Source organism: Pseudoalteromonas sp. AWM4_233 (genome assembly GCF_056158285.1).
Genome location: NZ_JBSWSZ010000001.1, coordinates 1,307,520 through 1,328,175 on the forward strand (window position 1 = coordinate 1,307,520; position 20,656 = coordinate 1,328,175).

A 20,656-nucleotide genomic window follows, 5' to 3' on the forward strand; every position below is an offset into this window, starting at 1 on the left:
GTTTTGCTCAACAAAACGGCTTTATCTAATATTAATATCTTATTTCAAATTGTTGCTGATTTGCGTTTTCGTCGAACTGCCATTGATATCTAAGTGGTTCAGGATTGTTATCGTAAAGCCAGATTTCCGCTACGAGTTCGATGTCTTGGCGACTTAAAGTTACTTGCTGCGACAGCTCGCCATTCTTCAGGGGTTTTCTTAATACACAGTTTTGGTAATCAGCTTTGTTAGAGTCAGCTTTGCTTTGGCAGACATTTAAATAAGCTCTTACATTGCCTGTAGATATTTTGGCATCTATCAATAAATCAAAATCTGTTTTCAAGTCAAACGATTGATCAATTGTTAGGCTAGTCATAATGACTTCAGAATTTGAGCTTGCATTGTCTTCATTATTTGTATCATCACTCGAACTATCAGAGTTATCTGTTTGTGATGAGCTATCTGAGTTCGAAGTGCTGTTGGTTTGCTGCGAAGCAGATGAACTCGCTGATGTGTTTGATACGCTGTTATCACTTTCGCTGCCACCACCGCCACAGGCACTCAGGGCAAGTAAGCTAGTTAATAAAATAAGATATTTGTTCATTGCTCGGCTCCAAATTGAATAGTGATGTTTGTGTTCACTGTGTTGTACCAAAGTGGTGCAGATGTTCCGTTGCTGGTGGCAAAATCTGCAAATTTGTCGTAAGCACGATTTATATCAATACGCTCGTGAGGGTGACGCCATGGCGCACCAATGGCTAAAGCGAATGGAATGCCGTTATCGGTTTGAAAATATAATGACTCGCTTTGGTTACTTGCATCATCCGCTGCAACAGAAAACAGAGCGGTGTTAAATGCTTCTGTAGGTACTTGGTTCTTTAAGTGAACCTCTAAGCCTCTGTAGTTACCGTCTGTGATGGCATCACCATGGTAATGGTCGCTACTCGCAAAAATAAACGGGTCGAGCATACTACCCGGTGCACTCTCTGGCGAAAGCGCCGTTTTGAGTGGTAAGGTCATTGAGAAAGTGACTTTAGCGTTCACATCGCAATTGACCTCCGTTCTAAAATATTCGCAACCGTTTTGCACAGTGATATGATCCCAAATATCAGGTGCGACAATGGCAATGGCTTCAGTTCTATTAGGTTCAATAATCGTTTGTGAAACAGCTTGACCATTAATAAACAAACTCGAATTTGAGCTGTCGATTTGCTCTGCAGAAAGTACTTTTACTAGTTCAGAGTCAACATCTTTTTCGTAAAGTCTGACAGCAAAACCATTATGGAAACTAGCACCCACACCAAGAATTTCACCTTCAATGCGGTAGCTTGTTACCCCTTCAGATGAGAAGTATTTAGTGGTACGATAATGAAGAACTAAATCATTAAAATCAGAGTCGCCAAGGTATGGCCAACGATCTTCATAGGCCAGCGTCACCCAATCGTTTTGGCCAGGGTAACTTTCAGACCCATATGTTTCGAATTCGTAGTCTTCAACTTCTCCACCTTGTACCGAACCATAGGCTGTTAAAGTTACTTCTTGTCCGTCTGTAACTCTGAATCTAGCCCATGAGTTGCCATTAGCTGCGTCCTCAGGTACATCAATTAAAATGCTGTTAGCGCCTTGAGCAAGATTAACTTTATCTATGGCTTTTTCGTCTTCTGAGAAGGTACCATCTTGGTTCCAATCAAACCAAGCGTATAAAGTACTTGCTTGAGAAGCTGTGACGATGACTTGTGCTGTTAAACCTGCAGCAAAGTCAGTGGCTAAAATCACACCATCATCAGAACTATCGGAGTAATCAATATTCATATCGCTGCTGGTATTGATGTTTTCTCCGTCTACAGAGTCACCTAAAAAAATAAGGTTTTGGCTATCTTGATTGGGATCAAATACATGGCGAGCGCCATTGTTATCTAAAGCACTGCGATAAGGAAGTGGCGCATCGCCAAAGTCCATTGATTCGTCTGTTACTTCTACTTTGGCAATGGCACAGCGAGCACCATCATTTTGACCGGATTTTGGACCGAGTGTAAAAATTTCTGTGGTTGGGTTGTAGCCGGATTTGTCTTCAGGAACGTTGGTTAAATCGACTTTGAAAATATTTCCTGAGTTGTTATTACTGACATAGAAGATGATGTTTTCACTGGTTGTGCCGGTTTCTTCATCATAGACATCTTGAATCCCAAAATAGGCTGCGCCAAAGGCACCAGTGTCTGAACCAATATCTAAGCGGGTGACAAGCTCTGGGCTTGAACCATCTAGAGATACTTCGAACAAGTCGCCATCAGATTCCATCGCATATAACTTATTGGTAATAGGGTGGAAAGCAAAATCGTAAACCGTCATTCCCCAGTTTTGGCTGCCAGGTACACGTGTTGCAGTTAATGGAGCATTTAAGTCATCACTAACAGGGATTTCATATAAGCCGTTCCCTCTATTGTAAATATAGTAACTAGATGTGCGAGTATCGGCCTCGCCTTCAGCAGGGGCTTCACCCGATACTTTCACATCGCCAACAAAGAAATGAACACCAGAAGGCAAACCAGATACGGTAAGTGCAGTTGAGTCATAATGAGTGGTCTCGCCTTCAACGGTTTGTTCAATGCGGACAACTTGCTTACTTTCTTTTCGAAAACCATATAAATATTGGTCTTTAAAGTTAAAGCCAATGGCATTTACACTGGCAGTGTCTTCACTTCCGTTCAATCTAAGTGTGCTGGCAATGATATTCGTGCGCCCTGAAGCTAAGTCAATACCATACATTTTGGCATTACTGTCTTGCATTAAAAAAGCTTGACTGGGGCAGGTTTCAAATGGCGCGGCATTAGCCAGAAGCGGAGTTAATGCAGCGGCGATTAAGCATCTTTTAATCATGTTCGCACCTAAAGTGTTAGAGTTTTAAAAATAGATGCATGATTAAGCCCAAGATTTAAGTGCTTGTTTTAATTGTGATATTGATAAATTAATGAGTGTTTATTTTTGTTTTGCATAGCAATTTGCAAATCTATTCTGCGAAACATAAGTTAGCAGTGAGCTAATTAAGTCAGGTTTCAAAAAACGCGACTATTTTCCCTTCTAGCTCGCCTTGCCAAGGCTTGCCTAAAACATCTTCAACCGATGATTGGCAATAAGATAAAAATTTCAGCGCTGTTTTTGGCATATAACGGTCATTTCTTGCAATGAAGTACCAATGATTAACTAAAGGAAGCCCTTCAACGGGTAATACGGTTAAATTCGCATTGTGGAGGTCTAAAACATGCTGTGAAAGCATACCAATGCCCATACCCGACGAAATCCCCACCTTGATAGCTTCATTACTCGAAAGTTGCTGCATATGGGCGGGTGCAATACTGTTACTTTGTAAAAAGCTGTCAAACATCATTCTGGTGGCTGAGCCTTGTTCACGCATTAAAAAACGATGCGCAACAAGCTCATTAGCCTCGATATTGCTGCGTGAGCTTAAAGGGTGATTTTTATCAGCAACTAAAACAAGCGGGTTTGCCAAGAAAGGCTCAGCTATCGCATGCTCAAGAGACGGCGGGTGACTAAATACATATAGGTCGTCAAGACCGCGTTCAAAGCGTTGTAACACTTGTTCTCGATTACCGATTTCAAGGGTTATTTCTATTTCAGGGTATAGTGCCTGAAATGGCCCAATTAACCTAGGTAAGATGTATTGTGCCGTATTCACCATGGCTATTTTTAAGTGGCCAGAATGTCCCGCTTTTATATCGGTAAGCTGTGCATTGAATTCATCTAAACAAGCAAAAATGCGCTGACACGATAAATACAACGCGTTACCAGCTTCGGTTAAAACAAATTTTTGTTGTTTAAAAACATACAGAGTTTGCCCGACTGATTCTTGCAGTTTCTTTAATTGTATTGAGACTGTTGGCTGGGTTAAATGAAGTTGTCTTGCTGTTTCACTAATTGAACCTGTTTGAACTAAAGTCACATAGACTCTCAAAAGCCGAAAAGTGAGATATCGCTCTATCATATTGATATTTATCTATAGGTGTATTCTTTAAGTTTAATTTTTATCAATATTAAGAGTCTTTTACAATGCCGCTCGTCGAAATTAAGGAGTGCTTATGCCAGATATTATCGTGATGTTTTTTATTCTTGGACTCGTTGCGGGTTTATTGAGATCTGATCTTACTATACCCAAAGCCACCTATGACACGTTAAGTTTGTTACTTATGCTGACTATAGGTCTTAAAGGAGGAATAGCATTACATGGTAATGTGAGCTGGTCTCTATTGCCGCAAATGTTGGCGGTTGTGTCGTTAGGGGCGCTTATCCCCCTAAGTTTATTCCCGATTTTAAGAAAGTTGATTGGCCTGTCGATTGCAAATAGTGCAAGTATTGCAGCTCATTATGGCTCGGTTAGCGCTGGTACTTTTGCTGTTGCTTTAGCTTATGCTGAAACAAATCAATTAACAGTCGGTGCTGAAGTTACCCTGTACCTAGTATTATTAGAGCTACCAGCAATTATTGTTGGTCTGCTGTTATTTAGAAGACTTTCTCAAGATACTAGCTCGCAAGTATCAATGAAGGCGCTGTGGCATGAAGCGTTAACGAACAAAAGTGTCATCTTGCTTGTTGGTGGTGTATTTATCGGTTTAATGTATGGCGAACAGCAAGGGGCACAAGTAACAGGACTACTAACCTCAAGCTTTAAAGTCGTGCTGGCACTATTTTTATTAGAAATGGGTATTACAGCGGCGCAAACGTTAAGGCCGATGCCATTCAAGTATTGGAGGTTGGCAATATTTGCCTTAACTGTACCATTTATCTTGGGCACTTTGGGTGTGTTTGTTGGGGCCGCGCTAGGTCTAACCTTAGGCTCTATCGTTGTGCTTGCGAGTATTATGGCCAGTGCCTCGTATATTGCAGCGCCAGCGGCAATTAAGGCATCCATCAAAGAAGCCGATATTGGTTTGGCAATGTTAAGCTCGTTGGGTTTGACCTTCCCGTTAAATGTCGTTGTAGGTATTGGCGTGTACCATCAAATAGCCTTGTGGCATCTTGCATAATTTATAAAGCTGGCATTGCCAGCTTTATTTCTAAAAAGTTAATTTTAATCAATATTATCCCGCAAAATCCAATATATCATCTATAGTTATCAAACGAGTCTTTTGATGGATCAAAAATGCACAGGATGTGTTAATCACTGAGAGTCATTTTAATGTTTCAACGCCTAAAACTAAACGCCCAACTAAACCTTGCTTTTGGTTTAATGATTGCCTTGCTGAGTGTTGTGAGCTTAGTGTCCTACTTTGCCTTAAGCTCAGGTCATGACAATTTTGTTGAATATCGCATGAACGCTAGAGATAGTAATTTATCTGGGCGGATCCAAGCGAATTTATTGTCTGTTCGTCTTAATGCACTTAAGTTCTTGAAGGAGCAGGATCAACAAAGTGTGAATCAATTCAACGACAGGTTTGATGCTTTGAATCAATTTATTGTTCAGGGTAAATCTCAGTTTAAGGATCCAAATAAAATCCGTGTAATTAATGACATTCAATCTAAGGCAGAGCAATACAAAGATGCTTTTAATCAAGTGGTTCAATTGTTCGAACAACGTAACCAGGTTGTACAAAATGACTTAGATGGTAATGGCGCTGAGATGCGTAAAAGTATTACCAAGATAATTGATAGAAGTGCGTCAATTAGAGACACTGACTTACTTCATAAGTCCTCAAAATTGCAAGAAGCATTGCTACTTGGTCGTTTATACGTCAGTAAATTCCTTATCAATAACTCTGTGGAAGAATACCAGCGCTCTTTAGATGAGTTCGATGAAGTAGCGCGAGAAGCGGATAAATTAAAAGCAGTATTAAGTAATAGCAGTGATATTGCCGCATTTAATGATTTTAAGCGTCGCTCGGAGATATATGTTGAAGGCATTAAAAAGGTCCAAGATATCATCATTTCTCGCAACAACATCATAGAGAATTCATTGAATAAGATAGGGCCTGAAATTGCAGAGCAAATTGAAACAATTAAGCTAGCCAGTAAAAGCCGTCAGGACGAAATTGGTCCTGAACTACAAGCTGATAGTGAATCTGCAATTGTGACGATTATTGTATTTTCTCTGATTGTTATTGCGGTCGGTATCTTTTTGAGTTATTTCATTTCAAATCTCATTCGCACCCCCATTGGTGGTGAGCCAACTGAGATGGAGAAAATTGTACAAGCAGTATCTCAAGGAGACTTGACTTATCGCTTCCAAAATACCGGTAATGAGACGGGGATATATTTAGCTATGCGCGAAATGGTGGACCGCTTAAATGCCATGATTGCGCAAGTGATGCAATCAACAACTGAAGTAACCAACACATCAAAAGAATTGAATTTGATCACCACACAATCAAAAATAGGTGCAGAGCAACAGACGGATCAGTTAACACAAACAGCTACAGCGATGAATCAAATGGCTGCCACTGTAAATGAAATTACACAAAGTGCGCAAATGGCAGCTGACTCGGCAATGAATGCAGATAACGATGCGGTTTCGGGTAAGGGTGTTGTCCAAGAAACGCAGCAGGCCATGGCTGAGTTAGTAGAAACCATGCTCAATGTTAGCCAAACTATAGAAAACTTAGAAGCTGAAACTGAGTCAGTGGGTTCTATTCTTGATGTAATTAGAGGAATTGCAGATCAAACCAATTTACTCGCTTTGAATGCAGCGATTGAGGCGGCGCGAGCTGGTGAGCAGGGCAGAGGGTTTGCAGTTGTAGCTGATGAAGTAAGGTCATTAGCAAGTCGCACTCAACAAAGTACAGAAGAAATACAGGTGATGATTTCTAAGCTACAAAGTGAAGCAAAACGTTCAGTCGATTCTATGCGTGCAAATATGCAAGGTGTAGAGCAAACTGCTGAAAAAACAGCTAAAACAGAGCAAGTTTTAGAAACGATCTCTCACTCAGTTGGCACCATTAAAGATATGAATGTACAAATTGCCAGTGCATCAGAAGAGCAAAATGTGGTGAGCCAGCAAATCAGTGATAGTGTGCAAAACGTTAATGAGAAAGCGCATGATACGATGGAAGGGGCCGATCAAGCTTCTCAAATTGCAGATAACTTATCCAAACTTGCCAGTGAGCTAGATGGGATTGTTAAACAATTTAGAGTGCGCTAGTTATATAAAAAATTAACCATTTAAGTGGTTTTTACTCAGCCATAACGCTGTATCTCAACTATGCTTTTGTATATGCATACTTTGAGGTACTGCTTATGATGTATGGTGTCGATAAAATTAATGCTTTCGCGCTAGCCATGTTGAACCAAGCTGAGTTAGACGATTTGCTCTGGTCAATTGCACAAGGTGTTGGCGAAATCATGGAGTTTGATGATTGCGTCATTTATTTGCGTAATGGCGATAAACTTGTGCAAATGGCAGCTTTCGGTATTAAAAACCCCAAAGACAGAGAAATTTTTGAGCGAATAGAAATACCTGTGGGTGAGGGAATTGTTGGTACTGTTGCTTTAACGGGTGAATCCGAAATCGTCTGTGATACCCGAACTGATCCTCGTTACATCAATGACCAATATGATGGTTTGTCTGAGCTTGCTGTACCTGTAGTCTATGAAGGAGAAACCATAGCTGTAATAGACTCTGAATCAAATAAGCCAAACGACTATTCTGAATTTGAACAAGCCTTATTACAGGTAATAGCTAACATTGCCTCACCGCGCATAGCATCAGCACAATATCAATTGAAATTGAAGCAAACACAAGTTCGCTTAGAAAGAAGTAACGAAGAGTTAAAACATAGTTTAAATGAACTTGCGAAGAATCAAGCTGCATTGATCCAATCTGAAAAAATGGCCTCTGTGGGTGTGCTATCAGCGGGGATTGCCCATGAGATTAATACCCCTTTGGGCTTTTCAATAAGTAATCTAAACACAGTTTTAAAAGATTTTTTGCCAGAGCTAACCCAAGTAATTCAACGAGTAAAGTCAGATCCAGAACTACCGGTTACGAGCCGAGCCTTACTTTATGACGAAGAGTTTAACTATGTGTTAGATGACTTATCTGCACTGACGCAAGAAACCTTAAATGGCCTCAAATCAGCCAAGCAGATAATGCTAGATTTAAAACGTTTTTCACGGGAAGACTCTGATGTTTTCATTCTCTCAGATATTAATCAAGGCATTGAATCGACATTAAATATTCTACGCAATGAGTTAAAAACAGATTGTGAAGTCACGCTTGATTTACAGCCTTTACCTGAGGTGCCGGTCAATATTGGTAAGCTCAACCAAGTGTTTATGAATCTCATAATGAATGCGAAGCAAGCGATTTCTGAACGAGGAAAAATATCGATTAGCACACAATTTATTGATGACTGGATAGAAATAAAAGTCAGTGATACAGGCTGTGGTATTCCAAGGTCACACCTAAAAGATATTTTCACACCTTTTTACACGACCAAGCCAGTAGGAGAGGGCACCGGACTGGGTTTAGCGATTTGCTATCGGATCATATGCCAAGAGCATAATGGTAAATTGAGCGTTGATTCTGACAATCAAGGTACTGTATTTACAATTCAGTTGCCAGTGAGACACCAAGTTGAGAAGACTGCTTAAATATCTCGGCTAGAGAAATAATACGTATTATAAATTTATGTTTTGCGCGGCATAAACCGCGCGATTGCCAAGATGGTTTAATAATCTTTAAGCCAAAGTATATTCAATTAATTGAACAACTTGATCTGTTGTGGTCGCCCAAGCATGTGCAGAGCCATCCACTTCTTTGAGAGGGTGAATAATAGACTCGTCGTGTAAAGTAATATAAGGCTTTGCTAGTGCAGCACAGAAACCGGCATCAAATGCGGCATTCCATTGTTTATATTTATCGCCAAAGCGGATCACCGCAAGGTCACAGCTTTTAATGGCATTTTGAATTCTGATGGCATTAACTTTAGCTGATTTGTGATCACGCCAAAACTGGTTTTCTTCTTCTCCCAAGCAATCGCCCGCTGCGTCACTACTCTCATGGTCGGTATTTGCTGAAATAAATGTCACCGGTAAGTTTTTCGCTTTACAGCCAGCAATAATTTGGTCGCGCCAATCAGTGTGAATTTCGCCAGATAAGTAAATTTTCATGATTGCTCCTCATGTGGTGTCGATTGAATAATAACTAAGCTTACCAATTTGTTGACGATGGGGGCGACAAGATTGATGGTTGGAAACGCAACAACAAACGCAAAAGCCCATGCTTTTAACCAAACAAACAGAACATTTTCAATAAAACCAACATTAAAAAGCGTAATGACAAAAGACATAATGCATGACATCAATAGTGCCATAAAAAAAGAGAAAACGAGTTTTTGATATTTAGCAGAGATCATTTTATGCACTACCTTTGACGAAAGAAAAAGAAAGCCAAATTTGATTGGCTTTCTTTAATTGAGAATGGATTATTTAAACACCAGTCACCCAAGAAGGTAAATAATTAAGTGCGATTGTTTCAAGTGTTTTATCAAATCCGGTTATGACCATAATAGCCAAAATGAGTAACAGAATTCCTAACAGCTTTTTTAGTTTCTCAACATTACTGAACACGTTCGGTCGGAATTTTTGTAAAACGCTGCTAGAGATAATACTGGTAATGATTAAAGCGCTCGCCGTACCTAAACCAAATAAAAATAGCACAGAGCTTGCCATCAGTAAGTCTTGACCTAGCGATGCTAGGGCAATGGCCGCGCCAAGTGTTGGCCCAACGCATGGCAACCACACTAGACCAAGCATCATGCCAATCATAAATTGATTGAAAGCACCGTCTTGCTCGCCCTGCTGTGTTTGTTGTTCAGGTGTCAGTTTTGTTAATACCAGTGATAGCCAATTCGCTACTTTAGGGATCAGCAAACTGAGACCCATTAGCACGAGCATGACAGCGCCAAACCAACGTAAAACTTCTGGCGACAGGCCAAGGCTAAATAAAATAAAGGTTAATACACCACCAGCAAGCGCGAACGCGACACTCAACCCCAGTGCTAATGCAAATTGACCTCTTTTACCGCTATTTGATGATGAAGCCATCACAATGGGAACAAGGGGCCATACGCATGGTGAGAGTATGCTTAGCACACCAGCCATTAATGCTAATGGCAAAGAGACAAATTCAATACCCATGATTAAAACTTAAATGCGCTATTTAGTTTTTCTTCAATAACTTTGAAACGGGTTTCAGCAACCGAATACCAAAACTGCTTGTCACCCTTGTATAAAAGCAACGTTGATTGCCTTGGGGCTCTAAATTTCTTTACCCACTGTTTATCGTTGTCATAATCAACAACAAGTACATGAAACGGTTTATCTGGGTTTTGCTCATGGTATTGTTGGAAAAGCTTTTGTTGCTTCTTACAAGTCGGGCACCAAGGGGCGTATACATCAATCATGATGACTGCATTTTGTGCTTGTAGTTCTGAAAACAGTGCTTCACTAAAAGGTTGTTTTTCAAATGCAGAGGCAGAAAATGCCATAAATAAGCTAATAAGGCTTGTGAAAATATACTTCATGTTGCTCTCTCTAAAAGACTGATTAATTGCTCTAGTAGAGAGAGGAAATGCGTTTTTTATTTCAAAAAAACATAAAAATATTTTTTAAACTAGGTTTGGTTATAAAAACCTACAAACAATTTAACAAAAATTATAAGGCAAATTTATTGTGATAATTCAGAAATATCATTAATCAAATCATCAATTTCGCTCAAGAGGTGCTGCTTTTGTTTGTCGGTTAAACTTAGAAAAACACCATATAAAAAATCGTGGTAGCTTTGACGATTTTGGTTGTTAAAATTGTTTAGCTCGTCACTACGAAATGATTCAGGGCTTAGTAACAGCGATTTAAGTTTGTCTTGATCTTTATTCTCAGAAACAATATTTAATAACACTGTTTTGAGAGAGGCTTGATAACGTGCTCGATAATCTGACCACAAATGAGATGTAGGCGATTGAGCAAGGTAAAGTGATTTGACCATTTTGTGTTGAGATGAGGTGATGTCACCCAACCAATTTTCTAGTGAATTCTCTGTGCGAGTAAACCAGCGTTTTTGGCGTTTTTCATCACTGAGTTTTGCTCGCTTCTCTTGTTTTTCTTTTTCTTGCTCTGCGAGTTCTTCGAACAGGTTATTTACTTGTTTTTTAGTTAAATTAGGTGCTAAAGCGACTAGGTCGGGTACAATTTCTGCACGTAAAGTATGCCAATGCGCAACGGCTTTATCGTTATGATAAGCAATACGCGCTGGGGTGATGTTTCCTTGTTCGATATCTGTTTTGATTTGTTTTAAATGGGCGATATAAGCAGGCAATTCGTTGCTTCTATGCCAATCAAGCCAAGTTTTTAGGTGCTCATCGAGTAGATCTTCTTGGGCATCGTTTAATGACACATAATCGTCAACATACCAATAAGCTAACCAGTCCGCATTCTTATAAGCAAACTTAGTCGAGCAGCCTGTTAATAGTATGAATAATAAGAGTAAGTAATGCTTTTTCATAAGTTTTCCTTTCTGAGCTTACGTAAATCTACGTTGTTAATTTTGTTTTAGATTACTAACAAGCTTGTGTTGCCATGACTGTATCAGTCGAGGTTTTACTAAACATACTTATTTATTATTTAATGCTCAGACTTTGTGCCGCGAAATTTGTTCACTTTTTTTGCCCATAAATTGATAAAGTTCAACAATAGCACGATTAGATTGGTTATAATGCCGGCAGTTCTTTTGGTTTTATTTCGTACTATGGCAATTTCTTCTAAACGTGGACATGGGCGTTTTTCTACAACGCTTTTAGAAAATAATATTATCAGTGCAAAGCTAATTGGCAGCTTCAATGAAAGGGGCTGTTTTAATTATACCGAATCGGTAAAAAACATCGTTAGAGCATTAAATGGTGAGCCTTTTGCAATGCTGGTTGACGATCTAGAACTTGAAGGTGGCACGCCTGAGGCGTATCAAACTTTGCAAGCCTATAATGTTTGGCTCAATACTCAACCGATTATTGCTAAAGCATTTATCGTCAATGACAGAATGACGAAACACATCATATTGCAGCGTTCACCCGCTTTGCTTGAGCAAAATATTGCTTTTTTCGATACCCATGATCAAGCACAAGCTTGGCTATCACAGCAGTTATTACAGAAGTGTGGGTAGAAGCATTAATTAAGCAGATTGTTTATCGCAATTACCCAATTCTCTTGTTCCGCCAAAACAAATTCATACTGTTTACCCGTGTTTAAAGTGACTCGCATCGCTTGCTCAGAAATCGGCATAAATCCCGCGCCTTTGGCTAAACACTGCTCAACTTGGCTTACTTCAGATAAGGCAATCTTTAAAGCCCCTAAAGATAAAGATTTGCTTGCAGGTTTGAAGCTTAAGCCCTGTTCATTTAAAGATAGTTGGCCGTCAGATCGCATCGCACCGATTTGAATAGTTGCAGGGCTTGTAAGGGGAGCAGTCATATTATTCCTTTTCTAAAAATCATTTTTAAATTTGGTAATTAGCTTAGCTGATCGTTTGAATACAAACCAGAGACAATCATCCGAACCCTCGAAATAGAGTATTGAATTAATCGTATTGGTACAGGGCAGCTAGTTTAATATATGAATTACTAAAAAAGGAAAGTAGGTCTCTACACGAGGTGAGCATACTGTTATGCACAGAAAGATATGATTTTAGGTTTACTAGTTAATAGAGAATTAAGAACGACTATTTCCAGGTACAAAAAAAGCAGACAATGTCTGCTTTTTCTCAGAGTATTTTAATTAAAAATTAAAGTACTACGATGTTCTCAGCTTGAGGACCTTTTTGACCTTGAGTTACAGTGAACTCAACTTTCTGGCCTTCAACTAGAGTTTTGAAACCGTCGCCAGAAATTGCACTGAAGTGTGCGAATACGTCTGCGCCAGACTCTTGAGCGATGAAACCAAAACCTTTAGATTCGTTGAACCACTTAACTGTACCAGTTACTTTAGACATAATCATATCCTAAAAAATATATTGTAAAAAAGTGCCCGAAGGCGGTATTGCTTGGAAAATAAAACTTGAACTTAAAGCTTCAGGACGAGTATTACGAGTAGTACAACGAAATGTAGATTTTAAATTTAGACTTTCTTTCTAGCTGATGCGCACTTTATAGGCAATGATTGAGTAAGTCCAGTTATTTCTTAAAAATTTTTCTCGAGTGAACGGTAACTAGACAGCTCAAAACATCTGAAATATGATGACTGTATTGATATACAGTTGTTGTTTGTTATGAAAACCCTACCTGAAAAGTATTACTTGTCACATTTCAATGAATTAATGAGTTTCTTGCACTCGACAAGTATGCATCTATTCACTGATAATCAACGGCTGCAATTAAAAAAATTGTCTTTGTTAAATGAATCAGCATTGTGTTTGTTATTGCGTATTGTAAATAGAAAAAGTGAGTTTGTTTTTAAAGCGCACTTAAACTATGACGAAATAACAGATGTTGAGCGGGCTCTCAGTGAGCTACTTGACGCTGAGCTAGTTAAGTTTGCAATTCATAAACCCCCTCATGAGTTAATTAAAGAGCTGAAAAAACAAGATCTTCAGCAAGTATGTATTAATTCAAATCTCGAGAACACGCCGGTTAAATCAGCAAAAAAACAAGCTTGGGTAGAAGCGCTCTTGCAGCAAGTTCAGTATATTAATGTGCAAGAGTGCTCGGTGTTTAATCGTTATGTGTATTCTGATTTCAAGCCGGTTTTTGAGCTTTGCTTATTTGTTTATTTTGGCAAATTGGGTGGTACACTTTCGCAGTTTTCCATGCGCGACCTGGGTGTTTTAGATGTACATGAAAAAGCGAATACACAAATAAACGCCCATTTTGATGAGCAAGAAGAAGCACAAACCGCTTTTTATTTCTCTAAATTACTACAATCTTTAAAAACATTGAGTGATGATGAAAAACTGACATTGGCACACACCCTTGCAAGTTCTGATTTTCTCCAACCAACAGGTTTCCAAGCCGAATCTAAATACAACACATTGACTTATAAACTCGCCGTGTTTTGTCTGCCTGAGCATGCACAGCTTGCTACACAATTAATGACGCTTAGCGGTCATGTCAGTGCGCAAGAAAAGTTAGTGAGAACTTTATATGCTCAGGGCGATATAGAAGCTTGCAAGCAAAAACTTGACGATATTATTGAACACTCAGCGGATGAAGGTTTATTAATTTTTGCCGAAGACTTTTCAAGAAGAAAGTTTGGTGCTGAGCGCACTTCAATTTTAACAAATATGCTTAGAAACGCAGGGGATGCTATCCCATTAGATGAAGCATTTGTTGGCTCGCCGGAGCAGGGGCTGATAGATAGCTTTGCTCGCCAAGGGATCACCGCGATTCATTGCGAGAATGTTATTTGGCGAGCACTATTTTGTTTAACATTTTGGCCCGAACTTTATGAACATGAACTCAGTGGGTTAGGTAATGAATTTTCTCGGCTACCTAAACCCATTAAAGAAAATATTTTTTACGACATATTTGCCGCAAATATTGAAAAGCGTTTAGCTAGTTTTTCGAGTAATCATGACTTATACATTTGGTTGCTAAAACAAACCACGGCAAATTATGGCAAGCCCAACGGTTTTATTACTTGGTATGAAAGCCTGTTTGATGAGCTCTCACTATTGGTAAAGCATGCACCCATCAAGGCGCTTTGTGCGCATCTTCGTGCCATGGCGAAAAATTACAAAGGGGTAAAAGACGGCTACCCAGATCTTATTTGTGTTAAAGGCACAGAGTTGTTTTGTGTCGAAGTCAAAGCACCGGGTGACAGTTTAAGGCGCAATCAACTGGTGACCATGAACCAGTTATTAAAAGCAGGCTTTGATGTCTCGATAAAAAAAGTCGAATGGCAAATTGATCCCTCCCAGCCATATGTGATCATTGATGTAGAAACTACGGGAGGTAAAAAAGAATATGAGCGCATTACCGAAGTGGCGATGGTTAAAGTCATTGGTGAAGAGATTGTTGAGCATTGGAGCTCATTAGTTAACCCGAACAAACACATACCTAAATACATTACCGAATTAACAGGCATTGATGATCAAATGGTTCACGATGCCCCTGAGTTTGTTGATATTGCTGAGCACATAGCATCATTTACAAGGGGGTGTATATTTGTTGCCCACAACGTGAATTTTGATATGGGGTTTATTCGCGCTGAGTTTGCGCGTTGCGGCATGTATTACAAGCGCGCTAAATTATGTACCGTGTCACTCGGCCGTAAGTTCATTCCGGGTCATAAGTCATATTCCTTAGGCAATATTTGCAGAGATCTGGATATTAGCCTTGTCGGTCACCACCGCGCATTAAATGATGCGATGGCTACCGCTGAGTTGTTTATTAAGATTAATAAAGCAAGGGTAAATACAGCCAGTTGATTTGCTGATGGAAATGTTTAACCAGTTATGACTTTATAGCCAACACCATTAACTGTTTTAATGACTGTTGGCTTTTTTGGGTCAATTTCTACTTTCTTTCTTAATCGGCAAATGATGGTGTCGACAGCGCGCGGAGATTCAGGACCTTCTTCTAAATGGGTGGCATCTATGATTGCTGCTCTAGAATGTGTTCGTGGAGCATTTTTCACTAAAAACTTCAATACGGCATATTCATGAGCAGTGAGAGATATTTCATGGCCGTCGCTATTTACTAGTTCATGAGATACAAGGTTTAAAGACGTCACCCCAAGCTTAACTAAATTGATACTAGAATCGGATAGCTGCGTTGATTTGAGCAATATTTTGATCCGCAACATCAACTCTTTGACTTTATAAGGCTTTGCTAGATAGTCATTGGCTCCAAATTCAAGCCCAGCAATTTTGTCTTCATCAGATGCTCTGCCTGAAGAAACAATGATTGGGGTGTCACAGTTTTGTGCTCTGATTTTTCTTAACAACACCAAGCCATCTTCATCGGGCAAGCCTAAATCTAGAATGATCAAATCAAAAGTCTTTGATTCAAGTAATGACCAACAATCATTCGCAGAAGATGCCGCTGTGACCTTCAAACCACACAGCTCTAAATAAGCACACGTCATTTCACTCAGTTGTACATCATCTTCAATGAGTAATATTGAATTCAAATTAGCGCCCTTGTAGTAAGAAACATTTCAGAAACATCTAAGAAAAAGTATAGACAAAAATATGCGGTATACCTGAATTAGTCTTTTCCACTAAAGTAAGAAATGAGAAACAGTGATTATGGAACGCATTAAAGGCAAAGTATTACTAGTCGATGATGATCAAAATTATCTAGAGCTCTATCACAATATTTTAGTTGATGAGTTTGATGTCTATGCATTTAGTTGTGCTAGCGATGCACTGCTAAACATTCACGATATTAATCCTCACACGATTATTCTTGATTTGAATCTGCCTGATTTAAATGGGTTTGAGTTTTGTAACCAACTTAAAGATCAAAACTATTCACTTAAACATAGCGACATTATTTTTGTGTCAGGTGAAACCAGTCTTTCTAAGAAAATGCTAGCCTTTGACATTGGTGCTGTGGATTTTCTTTCAAAACCGTTTCAAGTCAAAGAGCTAAGGAAAAAAGTGTCTACCAGCATTGATAAACATTTGCTTTATCAAATGGCGCTTGAAGAAGCCAAAGTGGCGTCATCGCAAACCCATGTTTCTGCCGAATTAACCATGAGCTATAAAAAAGCATTATTTTGCTTTCGTAGCATCTCTAGCTGTAAAGACTTTAATAGCCTTATTTCTAGACTATCTGAATCAATAGAAACATTGGGGTTTAATGCTGCGATTTACATCAGGCCTGATGTGTTGAGCGATTTTAGAGGCGGTGCAAAAGTGTTATCAGAAGATGATGATAAGTTCTCATCTTTGGCAAGTTATAAAGCAGGCATAAAAGAGTTTAATAACCATTTATTATTTAACTCTGAATATGTCTCTATTTTAATACGTAAAGTTGCATCGCAAAAAGAATATATGCTTGAAATACAAGATCATATTTTATCTATTGCTTACATTGTTGATGACAAAATCCGAGCGTTTTACGCACAGTCTCATTTAGGCAAGCTGGCCTACGAATTAAAACAAAGCCAAATGTTGTTGGCTGAACTGTGCAAGCATTCATTCGATCTCTCTGATAAAGAGAAGTCAAAGGTACCAGATGAATTAGGCCAGCTTAAAGACACAATAGGCAAAGCCACTGAACTCGTGTCTAGTAGCCATCAATCAGTTCGAAAATATGTCATTAGATGAATACGTATACCCATGAACTAATGCTAGGAAATTAAGTATGTTTGAACGGTTTTTTAATTATTCTAACGAGCTACTTTGTATTGCATCCCTAGATGGTAAGTTTATTCAAGTTAATGACGCTTTTATAAATTGCTTGGGTTTCGACAAAGCGTATTTGTTATCTGAATCTTTTCTAAATCTTGTTCATCCTGATGATGTGAGTAAAACCCTCCATGAACTTGAATGTTTGGGTGCAGGAAAAGAGGTTATTAATTTTGAAAACCGCTATATCTCCGCCAGTAAAGAAATCAAAATATTGAATTGGAAGGCGACATTCGATCAAGAAACGCAGTTGATATTTGCCACGGCTAGAGATGTCACGTCTGAACGACTAACTTCAAGTCGATATACACAGCTCTATCAAGCCATTACCGAGAATATCATTTTTGCTAAAACAGATGTGAGAGGTGTGATCTGTGAGGTTAATCAGAAGTTTTGCGATATCAGCGGTTACAGCAGTGAAGAGCTTATTGGTAAAACCCATAAAGTAGTGAACTCAGGGTGCCATGATAGGGCTTTTTTCAAAGAGATGTGGACAACTATTTCATCGGGTCAAGTTTGGACGGGGCTAATCAAAAATAGAAAGAAAGATGGTGACTTATATATTGTAGAAAGCATTATTATTCCGGTATTCGATTTAGATAACAAAATAGAAGCCTTTATTGCCCTCAGACAAGATATTACGGAGCGAATTCATTTTCAGAAATTGAATGATAAAACATTAGAGATGTTAAATCAGACGGGCGAAATAGCCAAAGTTGGTGGCTGGGAGCTTAATCTAGAAACTCAGCAATTAACTTGTACTCAAGAAACCTGCAAAATTTTTAATTTAGACTCAACTCATAATAACGATATCTCGTTTTTGCAAATACATTCATGTTTAACAGAGTTAGACCAACAAAGTTTACTTGAAGATATGACGTTTTGTGAAAAACAACAACGAGCATTCTCCAGAGAGTGTTTAGTGAGTTTACAAAGCGGTGAAAAGAAGTGGGTTAACTTTACAGGAAAGCCAAATAATACCGGTAAAGATGCTTTTCTCCTATCTGGCACAGTGCAAGATATTCACGAAAAAAAATCAAACGAGATAAAATTCAAGCAAGAAAGACAAAAGAGTATTCAAAACGCGAAGTTCTCCGCGTTAGGCGAACTTGCTGCGAGTGTGGCTCACGAAATTAATAACCCCTTGGGGATAATTTCTGGCTATGCAGAACTATTGCAAATGCAAGGTGGGAGTGAAAATGATAAGTACCAGGCAATTCTAAAGTCTTGCGATCGGATCACTCATATAGTTAAAAACTTAAAACGCTTCTCAAGAACCGATGATTCCCCGCAAAAATTACCCATTAACTTACTTGAAGTTGTTAATGATGCAATCTCACTCACTTTACCTAGAGCCAAACGTCAGCATTCAAAAATTTATTTTAATACGCATGAAGAAGTATGGGTATTGGGTAATCATATTGAGCTTGAGCAGGTGATTATAAATTTAATCAACAATGCGTTAGATGCGGTTGCAAAGCACAATTTAAGAACAGTCACTGTCGAACTCAATGAACAAAACACGATACCCACGTTAGTTATAGAAGATACGGGGGGGGGGATATGCCCATCGGTAATACAAACGATTTTTGAACCGTTTGTTACAACAAAACTTGCAGCAAATGGAACGGGGTTAGGTCTTTCGGTCGTAAAAGGTATTTTAGATGACCATCAAGCAACAATCTCGATGACAAACAATGAGCTGGGAGCCTGTTTTGTGATCACATTTCCGGCAATAGAAAAAGAGGTGCAAGATGGTCAGCATAGTGTACTTAGATGATGAAGTGTATCTAACCGATATTTTCCTTTGTTTTTTCAAAGAAAAAGGGGTTGATTTAACCGTATTTAATGATGAGTTTGCGGCCATTGAATTTTGTATCGCCAATCCGCCTGATATTTTATTTGTTGATTTTCGTCTTGAAACACTTAAAGGCGATGAAATCGCGCAAAGAGTACCGAGTCAGATTAAAAAAGTATTAGTGACCGGTGATATTCAAATTGATACTCGTTATGAGTTTGATGCCTTGGTTGCAAAACCATTTAGATTGGCAGAGTTGTTAGACACAGTTAAGTTGTTGTCACCAGACTTTGAAATGGCGCATTAGGAGGGATTATGTCGATAAATAGATTGATAGTCTTAGATGATGACCCCGGGTATATCGATATTTTGTCAGGATTCGCCGATGCGCTTGGGTTAGATTTCGAAGGGCACACATCGTATGCATCCTTTTGTATTTCTAATATGAGTAATGAAGATTTGTGTTTAATTGATATTTATATGCCAGATAAAGATGCCTTAGATGTCATTTTAGAGCTGGCTGAAAATAGCTTTTCTAGCAGTCTTGCCGTGATGTCAGGTGCTGATGAAGAAATTATCTCTTCGGTCGAAGCGACGGTGAAAAAGCTAGATATTGCTTTTGCAGGCTCGCTCAGCAAACCCATTAAGTTAACTAAGCTTTCACAGCTAATTGATATGGCGAATGCGTGTCCCAATAAAACCAGGGCTTTATTTGAAAAAGCGAAACCAAGTATAGAGTCATCTTTAAAAGCGACTGATTTAGCAATTTGGTTTAAAAATGAATACGTTTATCCTGTATTTCAACCGCAGTTTTCTAGCATAAACTCGGCTTTAACAGGATTGGAATGCCTAACCAGAATCAACCATCCTGAGCTTGGTAATGTGAGTCCTTTTGAATTCATTTCTGTGCTTGAAAAGTGTCAGTTGATAGATGATTACACGTTGAAATTGATAGATAAGGCACTTGAAGAAATCAGTCACTTTTTAGTGCAAGATAATACGCTGACATGCTCTTTTAATATATCAGCACAAAACTTAGACAAAGACTTTGCTGATAGCTTGGTGCAGTTATTTAAGCGCTACCAAGTCACACCCTCACAGATCACCTTAGAGCTCACAGAAAGCATTGCTATACAAATGAATGCAGAGGCGCTATATGCAATATCAAGATTGAAGCTCTTTGGGGTTAAATTGTCTATTGATGATTTTGGCACAGGTTATTCGTCTATTAGCCAACTCGTAGATTTGCCCTTTGATGAAATTAAAATAGACAGAAGCTTTGTTTCCCAATTAGGCCAAAATACCAAAGCACAAGCAATTGTGTGTGCAACCTTTAACCTTGTTAACTCCTTAAGCTTTACTTTGATTGTTGAAGGGGTAGAGACGCAAGAACAACTTAATTTCTTGCAAGCACAAGGGAGTTGTATCGTGCAAGGTTTCTTATTTTCAAAGCCGCTTAAAGCTAATGAACTCAATTACTTTATTTCAAAAAAAATCGAGAAATCTAGAAGCTCACATTAGAACAGAGT

At 38.9% G+C, this 20,656-nt stretch carries 20 protein-coding genes; 9 read left to right on the forward strand and 11 right to left on the reverse strand.

Annotation, left to right across the window (positions count from 1 at the left end; translation table 11 throughout):
• Nucleotides 1-31: 31 nt before the first annotated feature.
• From ACXAC4_RS05760 to ACXAC4_RS05770, 3 genes are all read right to left on the reverse strand, one after another.
• The gene (locus ACXAC4_RS05760; RefSeq protein ID WP_475159717.1) at nt 32-583 is read right to left on the reverse strand and encodes a hypothetical protein; all 552 of its coding nucleotides are present in this window, start codon (nt 581-583) and stop codon (nt 32-34) included.
• Entirely contained in the window at nt 580-2,856 is a 2,277-nt protein-coding gene (locus ACXAC4_RS05765) for an LruC domain-containing protein (RefSeq protein ID WP_475159718.1), read from the reverse strand. The genes ACXAC4_RS05760 and ACXAC4_RS05765 overlap by 4 nt, the downstream gene beginning before the upstream one ends.
• Nucleotides 2,857-3,025: 169 nt before the next feature.
• Entirely contained in the window at nt 3,026-3,979 is a 954-nt protein-coding gene (locus tag ACXAC4_RS05770) for a LysR family transcriptional regulator (protein ID WP_475159720.1), read from the reverse strand.
• A gap of 94 nt (nt 3,980-4,073) precedes the next feature.
• Here ACXAC4_RS05770 and ACXAC4_RS05775 point away from each other — a divergent pair, with 94 nt between their 5' ends.
• The 3 genes from ACXAC4_RS05775 (at nt 4,074) to ACXAC4_RS05785 (ending at nt 8,577) form a co-directional block, all read left to right on the forward strand.
• Nucleotides 4,074-5,018 (forward strand): sodium-dependent bicarbonate transport family permease, encoded by a 945-nt coding sequence (locus tag ACXAC4_RS05775; RefSeq protein WP_475159722.1) that lies wholly within the window; start codon nt 4,074-4,076, stop codon nt 5,016-5,018.
• A 152-nt stretch (nt 5,019-5,170) separates the two neighbouring features.
• Nucleotides 5,171-7,126 carry a HAMP domain-containing methyl-accepting chemotaxis protein gene (locus ACXAC4_RS05780; protein WP_475159723.1) on the forward strand — a complete coding sequence of 652 codons (1,956 nt, stop codon included), beginning with the start codon at nt 5,171-5,173 and terminating at the stop codon, nt 7,124-7,126.
• 95 nt (nt 7,127-7,221) lie between these two features.
• A complete protein-coding gene (locus ACXAC4_RS05785; RefSeq protein WP_475159724.1) occupies nt 7,222-8,577 on the forward strand; it encodes a sensor histidine kinase in 1,356 nt (451 codons plus the stop codon).
• Nucleotides 8,578-8,664: 87 nt separating this feature from the next.
• On the opposite strand, the gene ACXAC4_RS05790 is transcribed toward ACXAC4_RS05785, so the two are convergent.
• The 5 genes from ACXAC4_RS05790 to ACXAC4_RS05810 form a co-directional block, all read right to left on the reverse strand.
• The gene (locus tag ACXAC4_RS05790) at nt 8,665-9,096 is read right to left on the reverse strand and encodes a YtoQ family protein (protein ID WP_475159726.1); all 432 of its coding nucleotides are present in this window, start codon (nt 9,094-9,096) and stop codon (nt 8,665-8,667) included.
• Complete coding sequence (locus ACXAC4_RS05795) at nt 9,093-9,341, reverse strand: DUF2798 domain-containing protein (protein WP_475159727.1); 249 nt, start codon at nt 9,339-9,341, stop codon at nt 9,093-9,095. Before ACXAC4_RS05795 ends, ACXAC4_RS05790 begins: the two co-directional genes overlap by 4 nt.
• 73 nt (nt 9,342-9,414) lie before the next feature.
• Nucleotides 9,415-10,125, reverse strand: a complete 711-nt coding sequence (locus tag ACXAC4_RS05800) for a cytochrome c biogenesis CcdA family protein (RefSeq protein WP_475159728.1) — start codon at nt 10,123-10,125, stop codon at nt 9,415-9,417.
• A 2-nt stretch (nt 10,126-10,127) separates the two neighbouring features.
• A complete protein-coding gene (locus ACXAC4_RS05805; RefSeq protein ID WP_475159730.1) occupies nt 10,128-10,511 on the reverse strand; it encodes a thioredoxin family protein in 384 nt (127 codons plus the stop codon).
• A gap of 143 nt (nt 10,512-10,654) precedes the next feature.
• Nucleotides 10,655-11,488 carry a DUF6279 family lipoprotein gene (locus ACXAC4_RS05810; protein WP_475159731.1) on the reverse strand — a complete coding sequence of 278 codons (834 nt, stop codon included), beginning with the start codon at nt 11,486-11,488 and terminating at the stop codon, nt 10,655-10,657.
• A gap of 210 nt (nt 11,489-11,698) precedes the next feature.
• Between ACXAC4_RS05810 and ACXAC4_RS05815 the strand changes: the two genes are divergently transcribed.
• Nucleotides 11,699-12,142 carry a hypothetical protein gene (locus ACXAC4_RS05815; RefSeq protein WP_475159732.1) on the forward strand — a complete coding sequence of 148 codons (444 nt, stop codon included), beginning with the start codon at nt 11,699-11,701 and terminating at the stop codon, nt 12,140-12,142.
• A gap of 5 nt (nt 12,143-12,147) precedes the next feature.
• Here ACXAC4_RS05815 and ACXAC4_RS05820 read toward each other — a convergent pair whose 3' ends face one another.
• Together ACXAC4_RS05820 and cspE are read right to left on the reverse strand one after the other, a co-directional pair.
• A complete protein-coding gene (locus ACXAC4_RS05820; RefSeq protein ID WP_475159734.1) occupies nt 12,148-12,450 on the reverse strand; it encodes a hypothetical protein in 303 nt (100 codons plus the stop codon).
• 310 nt (nt 12,451-12,760) lie between these two features.
• The gene (cspE, locus tag ACXAC4_RS05825; protein ID WP_058029451.1) at nt 12,761-12,967 is read right to left on the reverse strand and encodes a transcription antiterminator/RNA stability regulator CspE; all 207 of its coding nucleotides are present in this window, start codon (nt 12,965-12,967) and stop codon (nt 12,761-12,763) included.
• Nucleotides 12,968-13,243: 276 nt separating this feature from the next.
• Between cspE and ACXAC4_RS05830 the strand changes: the two genes are divergently transcribed.
• Complete coding sequence (locus ACXAC4_RS05830; RefSeq protein WP_475159736.1) at nt 13,244-15,400, forward strand: exonuclease domain-containing protein; 2,157 nt, start codon at nt 13,244-13,246, stop codon at nt 15,398-15,400.
• A gap of 17 nt (nt 15,401-15,417) precedes the next feature.
• Here ACXAC4_RS05830 and ACXAC4_RS05835 read toward each other — a convergent pair whose 3' ends face one another.
• Nucleotides 15,418-16,104: a response regulator transcription factor gene (locus tag ACXAC4_RS05835; protein ID WP_475159737.1), complete on the reverse strand. Its 687-nt coding sequence runs from the start codon at nt 16,102-16,104 to the stop codon at nt 15,418-15,420.
• Nucleotides 16,105-16,222: 118 nt separating this feature from the next.
• Between ACXAC4_RS05835 and ACXAC4_RS05840 the strand changes: the two genes are divergently transcribed.
• Genes ACXAC4_RS05840 through ACXAC4_RS05855 form a run of 4 tightly spaced genes read left to right on the forward strand, consistent with a single transcriptional unit; the run spans nt 16,223 to nt 20,648 of the window.
• Nucleotides 16,223-17,248 carry a response regulator gene (locus ACXAC4_RS05840; protein ID WP_475159739.1) on the forward strand — a complete coding sequence of 342 codons (1,026 nt, stop codon included), beginning with the start codon at nt 16,223-16,225 and terminating at the stop codon, nt 17,246-17,248.
• A 37-nt stretch (nt 17,249-17,285) separates the two neighbouring features.
• Nucleotides 17,286-19,109 carry a PAS domain-containing sensor histidine kinase gene (locus tag ACXAC4_RS05845; RefSeq protein WP_475159740.1) on the forward strand — a complete coding sequence of 608 codons (1,824 nt, stop codon included), beginning with the start codon at nt 17,286-17,288 and terminating at the stop codon, nt 19,107-19,109.
• On the forward strand, nt 19,084-19,434 hold the full coding sequence (locus ACXAC4_RS05850; protein WP_475159741.1) for a response regulator: 351 nt from the start codon (nt 19,084-19,086) through the stop codon (nt 19,432-19,434). The genes ACXAC4_RS05845 and ACXAC4_RS05850 overlap by 26 nt, the downstream gene beginning before the upstream one ends.
• 8 nt (nt 19,435-19,442) lie before the next feature.
• On the forward strand, nt 19,443-20,648 hold the full coding sequence (locus ACXAC4_RS05855) for an EAL domain-containing response regulator (protein WP_475159743.1): 1,206 nt from the start codon (nt 19,443-19,445) through the stop codon (nt 20,646-20,648).
• Nucleotides 20,649-20,656 lie beyond the last annotated feature (8 nt).

Bases quoted from the DNA above. Each gene is read 5' to 3' on its own strand.
- ACXAC4_RS05815 (WP_475159732.1), top strand. From the start codon at position 11,699: ATGCCGGCAGTTCTTTTGGTTTTATTTCGTACTATGGCAATTTCTTCT.
- ACXAC4_RS05775 (WP_475159722.1), top strand. From the start codon at position 4,074: ATGCCAGATATTATCGTGATGTTTTTTATTCTTGGACTCGTTGCGGGT.
- ACXAC4_RS05795 (WP_475159727.1), bottom strand. From the start codon at position 9,341: ATGATCTCTGCTAAATATCAAAAACTCGTTTTCTCTTTTTTTATGGCA.
- ACXAC4_RS05840 (WP_475159739.1), top strand. From the start codon at position 16,223: ATGGAACGCATTAAAGGCAAAGTATTACTAGTCGATGATGATCAAAAT.
- ACXAC4_RS05845 (WP_475159740.1), top strand. From the start codon at position 17,286: ATGTTTGAACGGTTTTTTAATTATTCTAACGAGCTACTTTGTATTGCA.
- ACXAC4_RS05830 (WP_475159736.1), top strand. From the start codon at position 13,244: ATGAAAACCCTACCTGAAAAGTATTACTTGTCACATTTCAATGAATTA.
- ACXAC4_RS05855 (WP_475159743.1), top strand. From the start codon at position 19,443: ATGTCGATAAATAGATTGATAGTCTTAGATGATGACCCCGGGTATATC.
- ACXAC4_RS05800 (WP_475159728.1), bottom strand. From the start codon at position 10,125: ATGGGTATTGAATTTGTCTCTTTGCCATTAGCATTAATGGCTGGTGTG.
- ACXAC4_RS05810 (WP_475159731.1), bottom strand. From the start codon at position 11,488: ATGAAAAAGCATTACTTACTCTTATTATTCATACTATTAACAGGCTGC.
- ACXAC4_RS05785 (WP_475159724.1), top strand. From the start codon at position 7,222: ATGATGTATGGTGTCGATAAAATTAATGCTTTCGCGCTAGCCATGTTG.
- ACXAC4_RS05790 (WP_475159726.1), bottom strand. From the start codon at position 9,096: ATGAAAATTTACTTATCTGGCGAAATTCACACTGATTGGCGCGACCAA.
- ACXAC4_RS05805 (WP_475159730.1), bottom strand. From the start codon at position 10,511: ATGAAGTATATTTTCACAAGCCTTATTAGCTTATTTATGGCATTTTCT.
- ACXAC4_RS05780 (WP_475159723.1), top strand. From the start codon at position 5,171: ATGTTTCAACGCCTAAAACTAAACGCCCAACTAAACCTTGCTTTTGGT.
- cspE (WP_058029451.1), bottom strand. From the start codon at position 12,967: ATGTCTAAAGTAACTGGTACAGTTAAGTGGTTCAACGAATCTAAAGGT.
- ACXAC4_RS05820 (WP_475159734.1), bottom strand. From the start codon at position 12,450: ATGACTGCTCCCCTTACAAGCCCTGCAACTATTCAAATCGGTGCGATG.
- ACXAC4_RS05765 (WP_475159718.1), bottom strand. From the start codon at position 2,856: ATGATTAAAAGATGCTTAATCGCCGCTGCATTAACTCCGCTTCTGGCT.
- ACXAC4_RS05850 (WP_475159741.1), top strand. From the start codon at position 19,084: ATGGTCAGCATAGTGTACTTAGATGATGAAGTGTATCTAACCGATATT.
- ACXAC4_RS05770 (WP_475159720.1), bottom strand. From the start codon at position 3,979: ATGATAGAGCGATATCTCACTTTTCGGCTTTTGAGAGTCTATGTGACT.
- ACXAC4_RS05760 (WP_475159717.1), bottom strand. From the start codon at position 583: ATGAACAAATATCTTATTTTATTAACTAGCTTACTTGCCCTGAGTGCC.